We start from the raw sequence: 17,553 nt of genomic DNA on the forward strand, positions 1-17,553 counted from the left end.
AATTGGATTAAAAATGAAAAAAATAATACTATTACTATTGATAATGCTTAGCGTACTATTCTCAAATACCCCTAATGCCTGTGATGTTTTGGCAGCTAATCCAAAGGATAAGTCAAATCCTACTGGTGTTATTGGTGTTAATTTTGAAAAGATTGATGTAGTTAAAGCAAGAAAAGCCTGTACTCAAGCGGTTAAAGATTTCCCTAATGAACCGAGATATAGCTATCAGTTAGGTAGAGTGTACCATAAGATGAAAGAGTACAAAAAAGCTTTTGAATGGTACAAAAGGTCAGCTGAGCAAAATAATACTCTCTCACAGTACGAACTTATACGTATGTATCATAAGGGTGTAGGTACTAAAAAGAATCAAAAAGAATCTCTAAAATGGTTGATGGTTGCTGCCAAACAAGGTTCTTCAGTAGCCCAGGGTGCATTAGGAATGATATATAGAGATGGCGATAAAGGACTTAAACAGGATTATAAAAAAGCAATATATTGGTATAAGAAATCAGCCGAGCAAAATGTATCTCAAGCACAAAATGATTTAGGCGAAATGTACTACTATGGAGAAGGTGTTGAAAAAGATTACAAAAAAGCATTCAAATGGTATATGAAAGCTGCAAAGCAAAATAATCCTCAAGCACAAAATGATTTAGGCGAAATGTACTACTATGGAGAAGGTGTGGAAAAAGATTACAAAAAAGCATTCAAATGGTATATGAAAGCTGCAAAGCAAGGAAATACTTATGCTCAAGCACATCTTGGAGATATGTATTATTCTGGAGAAGGTGTTGAAAAAGATTACAAAGAAGCCTTCAAGTGGTATATGAAAGCTGCAAAGCAAGGAAATGCTTATACTCAAGCACATCTTGGATATATGTACTACTATGGAGAAGGTGTTGAAAAAGATTACAAAAAAGCATTCAAATGGTATATGAAAGCTGCAAAGAAAGGAAATGCTTATGCTCAAGGTCAAGTAGGACAAATGTATATTTTTGATAAGGCAGTTAAAAAAGACGAAAAAGAAGCTTTTAAGTGGGCCATGAAAGGAGCTAAACAAGGGGATGCTGATGCTCAGTATATACTTGGGGCTATGTATATAAATGGAACAGGAACCAAAAGAAACTATAAGAAAGCCTTTCAATGGCGTATAAAAGCAGCTAAGCAAAATTATGTTGCAGCTCAACTTTTTATTGCAATTATGTATGAACAGGGTCATGGTGTTAAAAGAAATTATATAAAGGCTTATGCTTGGTACAATATTGCTGCAACTAACAATAAAATGGGTATTGGTAAAGAATCTATGAATAAACTTGAAACAAAAATGACTCCTCAACAAATTGCCATTGCCCAAAGCTATGATCCACTTAAAGAGGATAAAGAAATAGAAAATAAATTAGATGGGGAGAAAACGGAATCTTCACAAAGATATATAGGGACAGGTTTTTTCGTTGATAAATTTACAGTCCTAACAAATAATCATGTAGTTAAAAATTGTAAAGGTATCGAACTTATTAGAATGGGGTATAGGTCTACAGCTAAAATAAAAGCAAAGGATTCTATCAATGACCTGGCAATACTTGAAGCAGATAAAGCAAATAGCAGTTTTCTGAATTTTAGAGCTGGCCAAGGTATTCGTATTGGTGACGATATTGTTGTGATCGGCTATCCTCTGGGATACCTTCTTGGTAGTGGGATTAAAGTAACAACAGGTAATGTGAGTGCATTGACTGGGTTAGTTAATGATACAACTAATATGCAACTAACTGCTCCTGTGCAGCCTGGAAATAGTGGAGGAGCATTATTAGACAAAAGTGGCAATGTAGTAGGTGTTGTAGTTGCAAGATTAAAGAGAGAACAGAATGTCAATTTGGCAATAAAATCTAATGTGGCTCAAATGTTCTTGGATATTAATAATATAAATTACGGTGTATCTATGTCCAAAGATAAAAAAGATGTAGCTGATATTGCAGATGAAGCAAAAGATGGTATTGTGAAGGTTATTTGTTATCAATAGAGATAAGCGTTAAATTATTATTTTATAAATAGGTGTTACAGTTTTCACAATATAATCATTCTGAAGATTACAAAAATGCAATGCTACAAATAAAATAGTAGTCATTTAATATATAACTATTCATGAGCATAGGAAAATACGTTACTTGTGGTAATAATTAGGTGGAGATAGTCTCCACCATCTCTTACTTATTAGATATGATATGTAATCAATGTTTTAAAAATTCTTTTATCTCCAGTTCATACAAAATATTTCTCCATAATTTTTTAACCGACCATGTAACCGGTAGTAGGATTATTCCTACATACATTCCAGAGTAAAAGAGCTAAACTAATAGTCTTAATATGAATGATATATAGGATTTTTAGCGGTTCTATATATGTGACCCATGGCTAAGATTGATTATGCCGGGATCAAATACATAATTGCGCTAAATTGAAGGAGCAATCATGGATGAAAAGCAGACTATCTTGGTCATAGATGATACGAAAGAGAATATACACATATTGATCGGTCTTTTAGGCGATAATTACAATGTTATGGCTGCAAAAAGTGGGAAAGCTGCACTGGAGATCGTCAATGAAGAAGACATAGATTTGATCTTGCTGGATATCATGATGCCTGAAATGGACGGGTATGAAGTATGTGAGATCTTAAAATCACAAATAGCTACAAAAGACATTCCCATACTTTTCATTACGGCAAAAACAGATGAAGACAGTATAGAAAAGGCATATGATGTCGGTGGTGTTGACTATGTTACCAAACCCTTTAAACCCAAAGAACTGCTTGCAAGGATACATACCCATCTGAAACTAAGTGAAACACTACATATGTTAGAATACATGGCTACAAGAGACTCTATGACAGGCATTTATAACAGAAGAAAATTTTTTGAGCTGGGTGAAGTGCTTTTTAGACAAATAGAGAATCTGTTCGCAGTGATGATAGATATTGATAGGTTCAAAAATATCAATGACACCTACGGGCATCCCTTTGGAGATATTGTTATCAAAAGCCTGGCACAGACAATCTCTAACCTCATACCCGATACAGCTGTTTTTGGAAGGTTGGGAGGGGAGGAGTTTATGATCCTTCTGGAAAATGGTTCACTCGATGAGATGAAAGAAAAAGCTGAGGAGATAAGGGTAGCCATAGAAAACCTGGAAAACATGTATGAGGGAAGTGTGGTTAAATTTACTGTCAGCAGCGGCATTGCACAAAAGTACCCCTCTGACACAATAGATACATTTTTAAAAAGGGCAGATGAAGCACTTTATGATGCAAAGGAAACAGGGAGAAACAGGGTTTGTTTTAGAGGGGTCGTCCGTATATAAAAGAGGGAAAGAAAGATAAAATGAAGACATACAATACATATTTTACATCCGAACAAGCGCTACTGGAATTCATAGAAGAGCATCACATCAAAGATTCTTCCTCTCTTTTGATTCAGGTTTTTACATCCAAGAACAGTGAAGTGTTCATCACTGAACTTACAACTATCATCAGCACTACCCTGCCGTACGCCTCGCTTATAGGAAGCACAACGGATGGCGAGATCAAAGATGGACTTGTTTCAACTATGCAAACAGTGATCAGTTTCACCATATTTGAAAAAACAGCATTAAAAACCTATATATCCAATGATTTTGAAAACTATTTTGAAGGCGGTGCCAAACTTGCCCGTGACCTGTATGAGCCCAAGACAAAAGTGATAATCTCTTTTATAGACGGACTGAGCGGGAACGGTGAGGATTTTCTAAACGGTATTAATTCCATAAGCAAAGAGGTTAACGTAGCCGGCGGCCTCGCAGGTGACAACGCTACTTTTGATAAAACGTTTGTGTTTACCAAAGATAAAGTGCTTCAAAACGGTGTTGTAGGTGTTGGGCTCACTTCTGAATTCTTAAATGTTTTTACAAATTACAGTTTTCATTGGCTCCCTATAGGCAAAAGTTTAACGATCACAAAAGCTGTCGGAAACCGTGTGTATACCATAGATGATAAAACGGCGTATGATACGTATGCCTACTATTTGGGGGAGGATACTGCAAGTGCTTTACCTGCCGTAGGTATAGAATTCCCGCTGATTATCAGGAGAAACGGCATCAATATCGCAAGAGCTGTATTAAGCAGTGAGCCTGACGGCTCTTTAGTGTTCGCAGGCAACCTAAAAAATGGTGATATCGTCAGGTTTGGTTATGGTGACAGTGATGCTATATTAAGCCATGCAAAACGAAATGTTAAAAATATTGTTGATAAGCCTATAGAATCCATTTTTATATATTCCTGTATGGCAAGACGAAGGTTTATGCCTGAGCAGATAGAGCTTGAAACAAAACCGTTTAACGCCATTGCCCCTACATCAGGCTTCTTTACCTATGGAGAATTTTACTGCTCTTTAAAAAAAGAGCTATTGAATCAAACAATGACGGTACTGGCATTAAGTGAATCAGATGAAGTGAAAAAAAAGATAACTTTTGAGAGTGATGAAAAATCGTATTCAAATAAAAGCAGCACGATCAAAGCATTGTCACATTTGATCAATGTATCCTCAGGTGAACTGGAAGTGTTAAATAATGATTTAGAGAAAAAAATTGAAGAGCGGACTAAAGAGCTGGAGATAGCAAAAGACAGAGCTGAACAAGCTACAGAATCCAAGAGTAAATTCCTGGCAAATATGTCCCACGAGATAAGAACGCCTATGAACGCAATTACTGGGATGAGCCATTTGGTATTGCAAACGGATTTAAGTGAAAAGCAGAGGAATTATATCAAAAAGATAGACTCTTCGGCAAAGATACTTCTTGATATCATTAATGATATTTTAGATTTCTCTAAAATAGAAGCAGGAAAACTGAATATTGAAAAAGCAAACTTCGATCTGTTTCAAGTACTTGATAATGTGATCAATATCATAGAATTTAAAGCACATGAGAAAAACCTTGAATTAATTGTCAGTTATGATAGTGATATGGGGAAAAACTTTTATGGGGACAGTTTAAGGATATCTCAGGTTCTAACCAATCTTGTAGGCAATGCAATCAAGTTTACCCAGTCGGGTGAGGTTGGCGTATATGTTACAAAAGTAAGGCAGAATAGATATAGGTTTGAAATAAGAGATACAGGGATCGGATTGACCAAAGAACAACAGCAAAACCTTTTTCAGGCTTTTACTCAGGCAGATGGAAGCACCACTAGAAAATATGGGGGAACAGGTCTTGGGCTTACCATCTCCAAACAGCTGGTCGAACTGATGGATGGTAAGATCTGGGTAGAGAGTGAATATGGCAAGGGAAGCAGTTTTATCTTTGAGATTAAGCTTATGGAACGGGGAGATCAAAAAACATATAGAATATTTAAAGATAAAAAAGTTCTTATAGTTGATGACAATCAAACATGGCATGATATACTGGGAAGTGTATTGAAAAAATATGGTGTTGAGGCAGAATCTGCACTAAGTGGAAAAGAGGCGCTGACTAAGATAAAAGAACATAATGTGGATTATGATCTGATATTGATGGACTGGAATATGCCAGAGCTTGATGGTATACAAACGACCCTGTCTATCAAGGATATCTATAGCAAAGATAAGAGTTTGGCGCTCAAATCTCCGCCAACCGTTATTATGGTGAGTGCCTTTAGGCAAGAGAGCCTTGTCAAGTATGCCAAAGATGCAGGTATAGACATATTTTTACAAAAGCCGATCAATCCGTCAATGCTTAATGATATATTGAGCGGGCTGTTCTTGGATGATGTTGCTATAAAGTATCAGTCTGAAATGCAAGAAAGTTCTTTGGAAGAAGAGATACATACTCTCAAAGGAAGCAAAATACTTCTTGTTGAAGATAACAGTACAAATCAGGAGATTATTTTAGGCCTGTTGGAAAACAGCGGTATAATTATAGAGACAGTTAACAACGGGCAGGAAGCCGTTGATCAGTTTAAAGCCAATGATTATGAACTGATACTTATGGATATACAGATGCCGGTAATGGATGGGTATGAAGCGACAAAAATCATTAGAGAGATAGACCAGAATATCCCGATCATTGCACTCACAGCGAATGCTATGAAAGAAGATGTTGAAAAAAGTGCTTTATTGGGGATGAAAGCACATTTAAACAAACCTATTGAGGTTGAAAAACTCTATGAAGTGCTTTTAAAATATATTTCCAGAAAAAGTACTTCGCACCAAGAAGGTATTTTACCTGCAGAGGAGAATGTAAGCAAAGATGAGACCACTGTTCCGGCATTTCAAAATATAAATGCTCTTGCAGGGTTGAAGCATTTAGCGGGAAATAAAAAACTGTATCTAAAAATATTGAATGATTTTCTTTCCAACTATAAAGATATTGTCCTGGAGGATATGGATGCTGATGCATTTAAAAGAGCTACACATACAGTCAAAGGACTCAGTTCAAATATTGGTGCAATGTCTCTTCATTTGATAGCAAAAGAACTGGATGAAACACAAGATGAGCATTTACTCCCAAAATTTTATCAGGAATTGAAATTGGTAATTGATGAGTTGAAAGAGAAACTACCGACTGAGGGAACGCAAGAGATATACAGTAAAGAAAAAATATCAGATGAAAAAAGAGATGACTTGTTTGCCAAATTAAAAGAGGCTATAGAGACAAAAGTAATTACCAAATGTGAGCCGGTCATAGATGAGATAGAAGGGTATTCTTTAAGTAATGAAGACCAAGCCCTCTTTGAGAAAGTGAAATATTATATAGATGAATTTGAATTAAAAGAGGCTATAGCGTTACTGAATGGATAAATGAGTGCTATTATTATTTTAAGGGTTTGTCTTCTAATAAAGTATGATGAAATGGATGAAGTTGGTGACCCCTAGGAGACTCGAACTCCTGTAACATGGATGAAAACCATGGATCCTAACCGCTAGACGAAGGGGCCAACAAAATAAAAAAAGTTTTACAAGATACAAATGGTGACCCCTAGGAGACTCGAACTCCTGTAACATGGATGAAAACCATGGATCCTAACCGCTAGACGAAGGGGCCATTTACAACTTGTGGACGAAATTATATAGATTGACCGCTTAAATCACTCTTAAGTAGGATATAATTCATAAAAAAACAGGAATTTGAATGAGATATTTGAAATATTTTCTAGCGGCACTGCTGCTATGGGGGCTAGGAGGATGTGCAGAGCCGGAGTACGACAGAGCGAACAGTGCCTACATCGTACTGAAAACCCCTGCTTTAAAATATGCGGACATGGGTTTCGTCTATGAGAACCGAAGTAGTGTGAAAGTTGAAATATACGGCAGCGGGCAGGTGTTGATGCGTTTGAGAATCTCCAAAGATTCTGTTTGTATGAGCCAACTGCAGTGTCTGTCCAAAAATGCCTTTAACGCACAGGTGCTAAATAGCAACTACCCTCCCGATACCATAGAAAATATCTTTAGAGGAAAAACAGTATTTAATGATACAGGGATAAGCACAAAAAGTAACGGCTTTACACAAAAGATCAAAAAACCTGGTAAATACAGCATCGAATACAGTGTTTTAAATAATGAAATTGTCTTCCGTGATACAATAAATGAAATTCTCATTAAGGTGATCAAGCAATGAAGTTCGTAGGAGCACATGTCAGTGCAAGCGGCGGAGTGGAAAATGCCCCTCTAAACGCCATGGCCATAGGGGCCAAAGCCTTTGCCCTCTTTACAAAGAACCAGAGACAGTGGGTTGCCAAACCCCTGGAAGCGAAAAGTATAGAAGCATTCAAAGAGAACCTGGAGAAAGCAGGTATTCTGCCTAAGCATGTCCTTCCCCATGACTCCTATCTGATCAATCTGGGACATCCCGAAGCCGAAAAACTTGAAAAATCCAGAGCTGCTTTCATTGATGAGCTTGAGCGCTGTGAGCAACTTGGCCTAGACAAGCTCAACTTTCACCCCGGATCGCATCTGGTCAAAATTCCTAAAAAAGACCCCCAGTACGAAGAAAAACTGATGGAGGCGGAACTGCACTGTTTGGATGTCATTGCCGAGTCCATGAACCTGGCCATCGAAGCTACCAAAGACTCCAATGTCAAGCTTGTCATTGAAAATACGGCAGGACAGGGCTCCAACCTTGGTTACCGCTTTGAGCATCTGGGTCATCTTATAGAGAAAGTGGCAGATAAAAGCAGGGTAGGTGTCTGCCTCGATACCTGCCATACGTTCACGGCAGGGTACGACCTGCGTACCAGAGAAGCCTATGATGAAACGATGGATGCGTTCGAACGTATCGTAGGATTCAAATATCTGATGGGGATGCATCTCAACGACTCCAAGCCAAAACTGGGCTCCAGAGTGGACAGGCATGCCTCTTTGGGACAGGGAGAGATAGGTTGGGATACCTTCAGGTTCATCATGAACGATCCGCGTATGGATGATATGCCGCTTATACTGGAGACCATTGACGAGTCATTATGGCCAGAAGAGATCAAAGCACTCTATGCATTGGTAGAGAAGTAGAAAAAACTCACGCTGAACTTGATTCAAGATCCCGTGGGACCTTAAATCAAGTTCAGCGTGAGGTGGACAAAAAAAGGAGGAAAAAATGAAAAGTCAAATTTCGAAAGTATTGCTGGCTGTGTCGGTATTCTGGTTTGTGGGATGTGGCAGTGATCTGCATCAGCCTGAGAATGAGGTGGTTTCAGGCGGAGAGGTGGTTGTCGATCTGGATGGTGCATCTATCAAGCAAAACCTGATAGATAATGGAGTGATTCCTGCAGATTATGATAAACCGGTTTTTGGCTACAAAGCATATAAGATTCCCTATGAGACAACTGATGAGCAGGGCGAAAAAGTTGAGGTATCGGGTTTGATGGTCATTCCTACCGGTATACCGGATACCATGAAAGCTGCAGGACTGTCAGTTGTATGTGATGATCATGATACACGTTTCGGTAACTTTGAGATGCCGACAGTGATAGCGGAACAGACCAGTTCTCCTGACGGATCTCCGGTCATATTCTCTTCTATGATGGGATTTGCTACACTGCAGCCTGATTATATAGGGTATGGTGATTCACTTGATCACTACCATCCTTTTTTACTGAAAAAATCATTGGCCAATGCCACAGTTGATTTTATTAATGCAGCAAGGAAGTTTGCCCAGAATAATAATATTCCATTGAACGAACAGCTCTATCTAACAGGGTATAGCGAAGGTGGGTATGCCGCAATGGCGACACTTCAGAAAATAGAGAGTGAAGGTACCATGTCCGTTACAATGGCCGCACCAATGTCTGGACCGTATGATCTTGAACAGATCGGTATGGGTGTATTGAGCCAACCTGAAATTTCTGTGCCGTCTTTCATGGCATATACCGCATATGCCTATGCACTGACCTATAATGAGCCGGTCGATACCATGGTGAATGAGCCTTATGCTTCAAAATTAGATGATCTCTTTGACGGAGAGCGTGCCCGTCCTGAAATCGATCCTGAATTGACAACAAAAACGACCGGACCGGATGGACTTTTCGATCCGCTTTTTGTAAACGACTTCTTTAACAACTCGGCTAATTGGTTCAAAGTGGCACTGGCAGACAATGAAGTATATAAATGGGCACCACAGACACCGGTAACGCTGCTTCATTGTGAAGGTGACGATGTTGTACCGTACGAAATTTCGCAGTTGGCTGCAGGAACGATGCAGTATCTTGGCGCGGCCAGTGTTACTTTGTTGTCCATTGAACAGATACTGGGCCTGCCCCAGCCGGTAAACCATTCAGATTGCGGACCGTATGCCTACCAGGCAGCCGCAGGAATTTTTGCGCAAACAAGAGCGGCAACCATAGGATACTAGGAGAATGAAAATGAAAAAAATCATAGCATTAAGTGTGATCACAAGCGGACTTTTGACGGCAGCAGGATATAAGATCCCTGAGCAGTCACTCAACTCTATGGCGCTGGGGGCTGCCTATGTAGCGCATACTACTGGTGCGGATACAAACTATTACAACCCTGCAGCTATGAGTTTCATGGTAGATAAACAGTATGTGGAAGGGGGGGTGACCCTTGCCCACCTTCCTTCAAATGAGTACACCTTAATGGACCCCTACAGTGGAGAGTCAGAGGAAGAAAACATCTGGATCCCCAATGCCCATTATGTGGCTAATGCTATAGGAAATTTCAGATGGGGTGTGAGTCTTACTGCACCGGGAGGACTTACCAAACGCTGGAACACGCCTTTCCAGAAACTGTATGCCGAAGAGTTTACGCTTAAGATCGTAGAGTTAAACCCTTCTGCCTCTTACAAGGTAACCGATAATTTTAGTATCGGCGGAGGTGTACGAATTATTTACAGTGAAGGGGTGGTCAACAGTGATGGTGCAGATGCAGGTGCTCCGCTTAAGAGGGAGATGGAAGGAGATACCATTGAATTCGGGTATAACCTTGCCATGCTGTACAAACCGACAAATGACATCAACCTTGCCATCACTTACCGCTCCAACGTTGACCTGAAAGAATCGGGCCAGGCAAATCTTTATTTTGGCGGTGTAGGCAAGCAGTATGATGCGGATGTTACCGTCCCGCTCCCTGCGGCGTTGAATATCGCTATTTCAAAAACATGGAACAATACGTTTACACTTGAAGCCGTCTATGAAAGAACCTACTGGTCGAAGTATAAAACACTGGACTTTAACTACGGCAGCCCCATAGCAAACCCGATACTGGATGGTGCATTCAATGCACCGATAGATAAAGAGTGGAAAGATACCAATACGTTCAGGTTTGGAGCCACCGTTGTACTCGATAAGATCACACTGATGATGGGCCTTGCGATTGATGAAACACCGGTTCCCGATAAAACGATCGGTTTCGAGTTGCCGGATTCAGATGCAACAATATTTTCCATGGGATTCCGTTATCAACAGACAGATGCCCTTTCCTGGGGTGCAGCATTCCTGTATGACGGTAAAGATGCACGCGCATTGGCTCCCGGAATTGCAGAAAACATGGTGCTCTCCAACGGTGGTGGCTTTACAGGAGGAGGAGCCTACCTTACGACCGTGGGCGTAGCATACGAGTTTTAAAATGGAGTATCCATACAGTAATTTTTATGAATTTCTGTTAGCTCAGGCACAGAAGCGCAAACGAAAAGTCGCACTTTTTGACGGTGACAGAAAGATCACCTATGGTGCATTGCTTGAAAATGTAGACCGACTTGCCTCATTCTTTGCTGCTAATGGTGTTGGAGAGGGTGACCGGGTTGCTCTTTTTCTGCGTAACTCTCCCGAATTTATCTATACTGTGTTTGCGGTTTCAAAAATAGGTGCCATAATTGTACCTGTCAACACCTTTCTCAAGGAAGATGAACTTAGCTATATTCTCAAGGACAGTGAGAGTACGGTGCTTGTAGCCTCTACTGTACATGAGCATATTGTCAAAAAGTCCAACGGGCCTGTACAGTGCCGTTTCATCCTTTGGGAAGGTGAATCTCCCCAAAGCGATGAGAAAAACTTCGCCTTTACCGAAGCTTTGACACATAGCGGAGAAGTAAGGCATATTGCCAGGAGACTGGAAGATACAGCGGTGCTTATCTACACATCAGGTACGACAGGCAAGCCCAAAGGGGCAATGCTCAGTAACAAAAACCTTCTTTCAAACATTGAATTTTCCAGAAAAATGATCAAAGTGACACATAAAGACAGAGTGATCGTCTTTCTGCCAATGTTCCATGCCTTTACCTTTACGGTAGGTGTGATCCTGCCTCTCTATGTGGGCGGAAGTATCGTGATCATCAAGTCACTTCAGCCTTTCACCAACGTCTTTAGGCAGACATTGATGAAGAGAGTGACACTCTTTTTTGGAATTCCTTCTGTTTACAATGCACTTGCCAAGGCAAAACTGCCCTGGTACTTTATGTGGTTCAACAATATCCGGGTGTTCATCTCTGGTGCAGCACCTTTGCAGCCCAAGACACTCAACGCTATGGCAAAGAAATTCACCCGTGCCAAACTGCTTGAGGGGTACGGGCTGAGTGAAGCGAGTCCAGTCGTCTGTGTCAACACGCTGGAGAAACAGAAAGCTGGCTCCGTGGGTACAGCGGCATACGACTATGAGATCAAGATCGTAGATGAAGATATGAATGAACTCCCTACAGGGGAGATTGGCGATATCATCGTCAAAGGTGACCATATCATGCAGGGCTATCTTAACCGCCCGGAGGCGACAAGGGAGACCATTGTCAACGGCTGGCTATTGACAGGAGATATGGGTTATTTGGATGATGAAGGTTTTCTTTTCATCGTGGACAGAAAAAAAGACCTGATCATCTCTAAGGGGATCAATATCTACCCGCGCGAGATCGAAGAGGTCATTGATGCTTTCGAAGGTATCGCGGCTTCCGCCGTCATCGGGGTGAGAGATGAGAAGAGCGGTGAGATACCGGTGGCATATCTTGAGCTTGATGAGGGGATTGAGTCCATTAATGAGACAGTGCTTAAAAAGCATATGCGCGAGCACCTGGCGAACTTCAAGCTTCCAAAACAGATACATATTATTGAGGAGCTGCCCAAAAATGCAACGGGGAAAGTACTGAAACGTGTTTTAAAGGACAATCTCAGAGATGAGAGCCGTTAAATGAAAGCTATTGTCAATGCCAGGATCATAGCATCTGACCGGATAGTTGAGGGAATACATCTATGCTTTGACGAGAAGATCGTATCCCTCTCTGATGTGGCTTTGGATGAGGATGTCGAGATCATCGATGCAAAAGGCGCCTATGTCAGTCCGGGTTTCATAGACATTCACATACACGGTTCAGGCGGTGCCGATGTTATGGATGCTACGCCGGAAGCATTGCAGACAATCTCTTCGACCCTGCTTCAGACAGGGACGACCTCTTTCCTTGCAACGACGATGACTATGTCAAAACCGGTTATTGACAATGCTTTACAGAATGTCAAAGAACATGCTGAAACAATAGATGGAGCAAAGATACTCGGCGTGCATCTTGAAGGCCCTTTCCTAAATCCGGAAAAGCATGGTGCGCAGGACAAACAGTATATCTGCGAACCCAGCCTTGAGCTCATCGCACCCTATCTGGATCAGATCAGAATGATCACGATTGCCCCTGAGATGCCGGGAGCCGAAAGCTTCATCAGGCATCTCTCGGAACACCATCCTCGTATCGTGTTGAGTATCGGACACAGCGATGCTACCTTTGAGCAGAGCAAAGAGAGTTTTGGCTGGGGCATCTCCCATGCCACACATCTCTTCAATGCAATGAACCCTTATCATCATCGGAAACCGGGCATTGTCGGTGCCGTGTTCGACAGCAATGTCAGCTGTGATATCATTGCCGATCTGGTGCATACCCACCCCTCCGTACTAAAACTCGTACACCGGGTCAAGGGTGAGAGACTGGTGCTGATCACCGATGCGATGCGTGCAGGTTGTATGAAAAACGGTATTTACGATCTTGGCGGGAGAAGAGTAGCAGTGGAAGAGGGAAAAGCCACATTGGATGACGGTACGCTTGCGGGGTCAGTACTGAAGATGAACGATGCGTTAAAACATATGACCGAGGCAGCAGGGATGACACTGCTCGAAGCGGTCAATGCTGTAACAAAGATACCTGCGGAGAAACTCGGTCTGAAAAAAGGCGAACTCAAAAGCGGTTATGATGCAGATATGGTCATTTTTGATGAAGATTTCAGTATCATAACAACAATCGTGAACGGTGAAGTGAAATATAAAGGATAAGAATGTTCAGTTTTTTTAAACGTAAAAAGAGAGATGTGTTTGCCCCTGTGGATGGGCAGCTGTTAACACTGGAAAGTGTTGATGATGAAGTGTTTTCACAGAGGATGGCGGGAGACGGTCTTGCCATTCTCCCTGTCGGAGAAATCTTTACCGCACCTATTGACGGAGTGGTCTCAAAAATATTTTCAACCAACCATGCCTATTCGGTCAAGAGTGATCAGGACCTGGAAGTGATGGTGCATATAGGTTTGGAGACGGTAGCGCTCAAGGGAGAAGGTTTTGAACGCCTGGCCCAGGAGGGAGATGAGGTCAAAGCGGGAGATCCCATTATTAAAGCAGACCTCAATTACATCAAAGCGCATGCCAAAGATATCGTAACCCCTATTCTGATCACAGATGAGAGTAAGTATGAGGCTATTGACAAAAACACCAATGTGGTCATTACCGGTGATGCCATTATGGAAGTGATATAATGCCGTCAAACAATAATGAGATCAGCAGCTATATTGTTTATGCTGCCATTCTTGTCGTTTTTTTTATTGTATTGAAAAGCCCGAAGAAAAAGAAATAAAATCCGGGATAGTAGAGAACGCCTATACTCTCAGCGCCTCTTTGATCGCCTCGGCCACCTTCTCTGCCCTGGTCCCCAGAACGATCTGTATCGACCCCTTGTCAGGGCGGATCACTCCTTTGGCTCCCAGTTTGGTGAAATCCTCATCTTTCAGGTTGGCACTGTCATTCACACTCATACGCAGACGTGTGATGCAGGCGTCCGTATTCAGGATATTCTCTTTCCCTCCCAGTGCGGAAATGAATGCTTCCGCTTCCGTTGAGGTACTACTTCCCTCTGTTTCACTACTTTCAGAGAGTTCGGTTTCGAGTATCTTGAGTTTCATAGTCCTGATCAGATAGTAGCTTGCAGTAAAGTAAACGATGGCAAAGACCGCACCCAAAGGCAGGATCATCCATACGTTTGTACCCAGTTTGTAATTAATGACGTAGTCGATGAAGCCTGCCGAAAAACCGAAGCCGGCATGAATGTTCAGAAGCTGTGCCGTTGCCAGTGCCAGGCCGGTGAGTATGGCATGCAGGAGGAAAAGTGGCGGTGCGACAAAGAGGAAAAGAAATTCCAGGGGTTCGGTGATACCGGTAAGAAATGAGGTGAATGCCACACCGGCAAGAATAGCAGCGGCCTTGGCACGGTACGCTTTCGGTGTGTTGAGGTAGATCGCATAGGCCAGGGCCGGCAGGCCGAACATCATGACCACATAGAAGCCCGACATATAGACCCCGGCACTCGGATCACCCGCAAAGAAGCGGTGCAGGTCACCGTTGGCAACCACTTCCGCACCGTCCTTCATGTAAGTGTAGTCCCCAAGCTGGAACCAGAAGACGGAGTTGAGGATGTGGTGCAGTCCCAGAGGGATGAGCAGACGGTTCAGTACGCCGTAAAGGAATGTACCGAATTCCTGAAGTCCTATGATCATGTTCGAAAAAGCATCGATGGCATTTTGTACATAGGGCCAGAAGTATCCGGCCAGTACACCCACGGCTATGGCGGCAATGGAGGTAATGATGGGAACGAAACGTTTTCCGCCGAAAAAGCCGAGGAATTCAGGTAGTTTGATGTCGTGGTATCGGTTGTAAAGCACCCCTGCGATCACACCGATGATGATCCCCACGAAGACACCCATGTTGACATTACTGTCAATACTGCTGTAAACCGCTTTGGCGATGAGTACACCGATGGCACCCGAGAGTGCGGCGGCACCGTCGTTGTTCTTTGCCAGGCCGTAGGCGATCCCGATGCCGAAGAGCAGATCGAGGTTGGCAAAGACCGTCTCTCCGGCACTCTTCATGACAAGGGCTGCCTGCCCGTCAAAAATATCGCCAAATCCCAGGCGAAGCAGCAGTGCCGCAACTGGCAGCACTGCAATAGGGGTCATTAACGCCTTACCGATCTTTTGTAAAAGACTAAACATGTCTGATCTCCTCTTTGGTCGCGGCAATGCTTTTGGGCGATACGCTCAGTATCTCTATGCCGATCTTCAGCAGCTTTCCGATAGCTTCGGGGTCGGCGGCAAGTTCGCCGCAGATACTGACCGGTCTTGTCGCCTGCTCGACTACGGTTTTGATGGCATCGTAAACCACAGGGGAATGTTCATCGACCTTGAGTGAAGGGTGAGTTCTTTCCACGGCAAAGAGGTACTGTGTCAGGTCATTGCTGCCGATGGAATAAAAATCCACGACTTTGTTGAACTCTTCGATCAGAAAAAGCACGGAAGGAACTTCGACCATAACGCCAAAGAGAATGGTGGAAATGTCAAGATTGTGTTTCTGCGCCGCCTGCAAGGCAAACGTTTTGGCTTCTGTGAACTCTTCGACCGAGCTGACCATAGGGAACATTACTTTGACAGAACGACCTTCCGCAGCCTGAAAGATGGCAAGAAGCTGTTCTTCCATCAGCTGCGGATGCGTTTTGAAAAGCCGGATCCCCCTGATGCCTAGAAAAGGGTTCTCTTCATGGGGAAGGCTAAGGTAGGGCAGTTTTTTGTCCCCTCCCACATCGAGGGTACGTACCGTGATCTCATCAAAAAGTTCAAATATCTCCCTGTAGGCATCGGCCTGTTCTTCGAGTGTAGGCTGTTTCTCTTTGAAGAGAAACTCGGTACGCAGCAGACCGATTCCTTCGGCACCTTCTTCTTTGGCGGCTTCTGCAGAAACGGTGTCAGTCACATTGGCAAAGACTCTGATCTGTTTCTGGGTACGTGTCAATGCCTTTTCAAAACGTTTCTGTGAAGCAATATCTTTCTGTACCTGATTATTCTTCTGACGTTCTTTCGCTTTCTGAATATCTTTGGTTGTCGGCTCCATGACGATGAGCCCGCTGTTGGCATCCATGATGATCTCACCTTTCTCTTCTACCGGGCTGTAGTCGGCAATGAGGGAGGGAATACCGCTTCCCCGAAGCAGAATGGCCGTATGGGAGGTGAGGGTCGTCTCTTTAAGTATCACCCCTTCGACCTTGCTTCCTTTGAGCTGCTCTATCTGGCTGGGGAGAAGATCTTTTGCCAATAGAACGTAGGGAGTTTCGGGCAGGATCATTTCTGTCTCCATGCCCATCTGTTTCCGCATGCGCTGCAGGATATCTTTGTAGTCGGTGATCTTCGCTGCCATTTTGCTCCCGACCAGGTGGGCGGACTCCTCTGCAATGGTCAGTTCGAACTCTTCGAGGGAATCGACATTATTCGCAATGGTGCTCAAGAGCTCTTTTTGTGCAAGATAGATAGAGGCATCGTCATTCTCTTTATGTGTCCGGAAAAGTGTTTCAAGCTCTTCAAGGCTGTTTGCAAGGGCTTCAGAAAAGTTTAGATTACACTCTTTTTTGACCGTCTCCTCCTTGTATCTGAAGGCAGGCGCGATGGCTACGCCTCTTGAAATGATCTCTGCATCTATGACAGGGCTTTCATACTCGGTCTCTTCTTTTTTTATACTTTCATTCTCTCTGTCGTCTTCCATCAAGGTAAGAAAGAATGCTTCGAGCTGTTCGATGGCTTCTTTGGCATCTTTCCCCTTACAGGTCAATTCAAAATGGTCCCCCCTTTCAAGGTTGAGTGAAAGAAGGGCATTGACCTGTTTTGCATTGACACTTTTTCCCCGCGTTTCAGCTTCGATAGAAGCATTGAATTTTTTGGCTTCTGCCGCAAAACGTGCTGCAGGACGGAGATGAAATCCATTTTGGGAGGTAATGTGCAGTATACTGCTCTGACTTTTAGGAAAAAATCGGTCAAAAAGGGACATA

Annotated in this window: 12 protein-coding genes and 2 tRNA genes; 10 read left to right on the plus strand and 4 right to left on the minus strand. The window is 42.7% G+C overall.

Translation table 11 applies throughout. The features are described from left to right. Positions 1–13: 13 nt before the first annotated feature. The 3 genes from YH65_RS11130 to YH65_RS11135 all read left to right on the plus strand — a co-directional run bounded on the left by YH65_RS11130 (position 14) and on the right by YH65_RS11135 (position 6,803). Entirely contained in the window at positions 14–2,017 is a 2,004-nt protein-coding gene (locus YH65_RS11130) for a trypsin-like peptidase domain-containing protein (protein WP_052746029.1), read from the plus strand. A gap of 449 nt (positions 2,018–2,466) precedes the next feature. Next, a complete protein-coding gene (locus YH65_RS00355; protein WP_046550144.1) occupies positions 2,467–3,354 on the plus strand; it encodes a GGDEF domain-containing response regulator in 888 nt (295 codons plus the stop codon). A 20-nt stretch (positions 3,355–3,374) separates the two neighbouring features. Further along, entirely contained in the window at positions 3,375–6,803 is a 3,429-nt protein-coding gene (locus tag YH65_RS11135) for a response regulator (RefSeq protein ID WP_052746030.1), read from the plus strand. Between the two features lie 62 nt (positions 6,804–6,865). On the opposite strand, the gene YH65_RS00365 is transcribed toward YH65_RS11135, so the two are convergent. Together YH65_RS00365 and YH65_RS00370 are read right to left on the minus strand one after the other, a co-directional pair. After that, positions 6,866–6,940: transfer RNA gene (locus YH65_RS00365), tRNA-Glu, on the minus strand. A 32-nt stretch (positions 6,941–6,972) separates the two neighbouring features. Further along, a tRNA-Glu gene (locus YH65_RS00370) sits at positions 6,973–7,047 on the minus strand. An 87-nt stretch (positions 7,048–7,134) separates the two neighbouring features. On the opposite strand from YH65_RS00370, the gene YH65_RS00375 reads away from it, so the two are divergent. The 7 genes from YH65_RS00375 (at position 7,135) to YH65_RS00405 (ending at position 14,224) form a co-directional block, all read left to right on the plus strand. Beyond that, the gene (locus YH65_RS00375) at positions 7,135–7,620 is read left to right on the plus strand and encodes a hypothetical protein (protein ID WP_046550145.1); all 486 of its coding nucleotides are present in this window, start codon (positions 7,135–7,137) and stop codon (positions 7,618–7,620) included. Next, positions 7,617–8,507 carry a deoxyribonuclease IV gene (gene nfo / locus YH65_RS00380; RefSeq protein WP_046550146.1) on the plus strand — a complete coding sequence of 297 codons (891 nt, stop codon included), beginning with the start codon at positions 7,617–7,619 and terminating at the stop codon, positions 8,505–8,507. Before YH65_RS00375 ends, nfo begins: the two co-directional genes overlap by 4 nt. A gap of 85 nt (positions 8,508–8,592) precedes the next feature. Beyond that, positions 8,593–9,846: an alpha/beta hydrolase family protein gene (locus YH65_RS00385; protein ID WP_046550147.1), complete on the plus strand. Its 1,254-nt coding sequence runs from the start codon at positions 8,593–8,595 to the stop codon at positions 9,844–9,846. Between the two features lie 10 nt (positions 9,847–9,856). Beyond that, entirely contained in the window at positions 9,857–11,077 is a 1,221-nt protein-coding gene (locus YH65_RS00390; protein WP_046550148.1) for an OmpP1/FadL family transporter, read from the plus strand. A gap of 1 nt (position 11,078) precedes the next feature. Further along, positions 11,079–12,626 carry a fatty acid--CoA ligase gene (locus tag YH65_RS00395; protein WP_046550149.1) on the plus strand — a complete coding sequence of 516 codons (1,548 nt, stop codon included), beginning with the start codon at positions 11,079–11,081 and terminating at the stop codon, positions 12,624–12,626. After that, the gene (gene nagA, locus YH65_RS00400; RefSeq protein WP_046550150.1) at positions 12,627–13,751 is read left to right on the plus strand and encodes an N-acetylglucosamine-6-phosphate deacetylase; all 1,125 of its coding nucleotides are present in this window, start codon (positions 12,627–12,629) and stop codon (positions 13,749–13,751) included. A 2-nt stretch (positions 13,752–13,753) separates the two neighbouring features. After that, positions 13,754–14,224: a PTS sugar transporter subunit IIA gene (locus tag YH65_RS00405; protein ID WP_046550151.1), complete on the plus strand. Its 471-nt coding sequence runs from the start codon at positions 13,754–13,756 to the stop codon at positions 14,222–14,224. Between the two features lie 120 nt (positions 14,225–14,344). On the opposite strand, the gene YH65_RS00410 is transcribed toward YH65_RS00405, so the two are convergent. Further along, positions 14,345–15,733 (minus strand): PTS transporter subunit EIIC, encoded by a 1,389-nt coding sequence (locus tag YH65_RS00410; protein WP_046550152.1) that lies wholly within the window; start codon positions 15,731–15,733, stop codon positions 14,345–14,347. Continuing rightward, positions 15,726–17,552 carry an HPr family phosphocarrier protein gene (locus tag YH65_RS00415; protein ID WP_046550153.1) on the minus strand — a complete coding sequence of 609 codons (1,827 nt, stop codon included), beginning with the start codon at positions 17,550–17,552 and terminating at the stop codon, positions 15,726–15,728. Before YH65_RS00415 ends, YH65_RS00410 begins: the two co-directional genes overlap by 8 nt. Position 17,553 lies beyond the last annotated feature (1 nt).

It is taken from the genome of Sulfurovum lithotrophicum (genome assembly GCF_000987835.1).
In the GTDB taxonomy this organism is placed as follows: Bacteria; Campylobacterota; Campylobacteria; order Campylobacterales; family Sulfurovaceae; genus Sulfurovum; species Sulfurovum lithotrophicum.

What these genes read in the sequence shown, in the direction of transcription:
- YH65_RS11130 (WP_052746029.1), top strand. Translation starts at nt 14, where the DNA reads ATGAAAAAAATAATACTATTACTATTGATAATGCTTAGCGTACTATTC.
- YH65_RS00355 (WP_046550144.1), top strand. Translation starts at nt 2,467, where the DNA reads ATGGATGAAAAGCAGACTATCTTGGTCATAGATGATACGAAAGAGAAT.
- YH65_RS11135 (WP_052746030.1), top strand. Translation starts at nt 3,375, where the DNA reads ATGAAGACATACAATACATATTTTACATCCGAACAAGCGCTACTGGAA.
- YH65_RS00375 (WP_046550145.1), top strand. Translation starts at nt 7,135, where the DNA reads ATGAGATATTTGAAATATTTTCTAGCGGCACTGCTGCTATGGGGGCTA.
- nfo (WP_046550146.1), top strand. Translation starts at nt 7,617, where the DNA reads ATGAAGTTCGTAGGAGCACATGTCAGTGCAAGCGGCGGAGTGGAAAAT.
- YH65_RS00385 (WP_046550147.1), top strand. Translation starts at nt 8,593, where the DNA reads ATGAAAAGTCAAATTTCGAAAGTATTGCTGGCTGTGTCGGTATTCTGG.
- YH65_RS00390 (WP_046550148.1), top strand. Translation starts at nt 9,857, where the DNA reads ATGAAAAAAATCATAGCATTAAGTGTGATCACAAGCGGACTTTTGACG.
- YH65_RS00395 (WP_046550149.1), top strand. Translation starts at nt 11,079, where the DNA reads ATGGAGTATCCATACAGTAATTTTTATGAATTTCTGTTAGCTCAGGCA.
- nagA (WP_046550150.1), top strand. Translation starts at nt 12,627, where the DNA reads ATGAAAGCTATTGTCAATGCCAGGATCATAGCATCTGACCGGATAGTT.
- YH65_RS00405 (WP_046550151.1), top strand. Translation starts at nt 13,754, where the DNA reads ATGTTCAGTTTTTTTAAACGTAAAAAGAGAGATGTGTTTGCCCCTGTG.
- YH65_RS00410 (WP_046550152.1), bottom strand. Translation starts at nt 15,733, where the DNA reads ATGTTTAGTCTTTTACAAAAGATCGGTAAGGCGTTAATGACCCCTATT.
- YH65_RS00415 (WP_046550153.1), bottom strand. Translation starts at nt 17,552, where the DNA reads ATGTCCCTTTTTGACCGATTTTTTCCTAAAAGTCAGAGCAGTATACTG.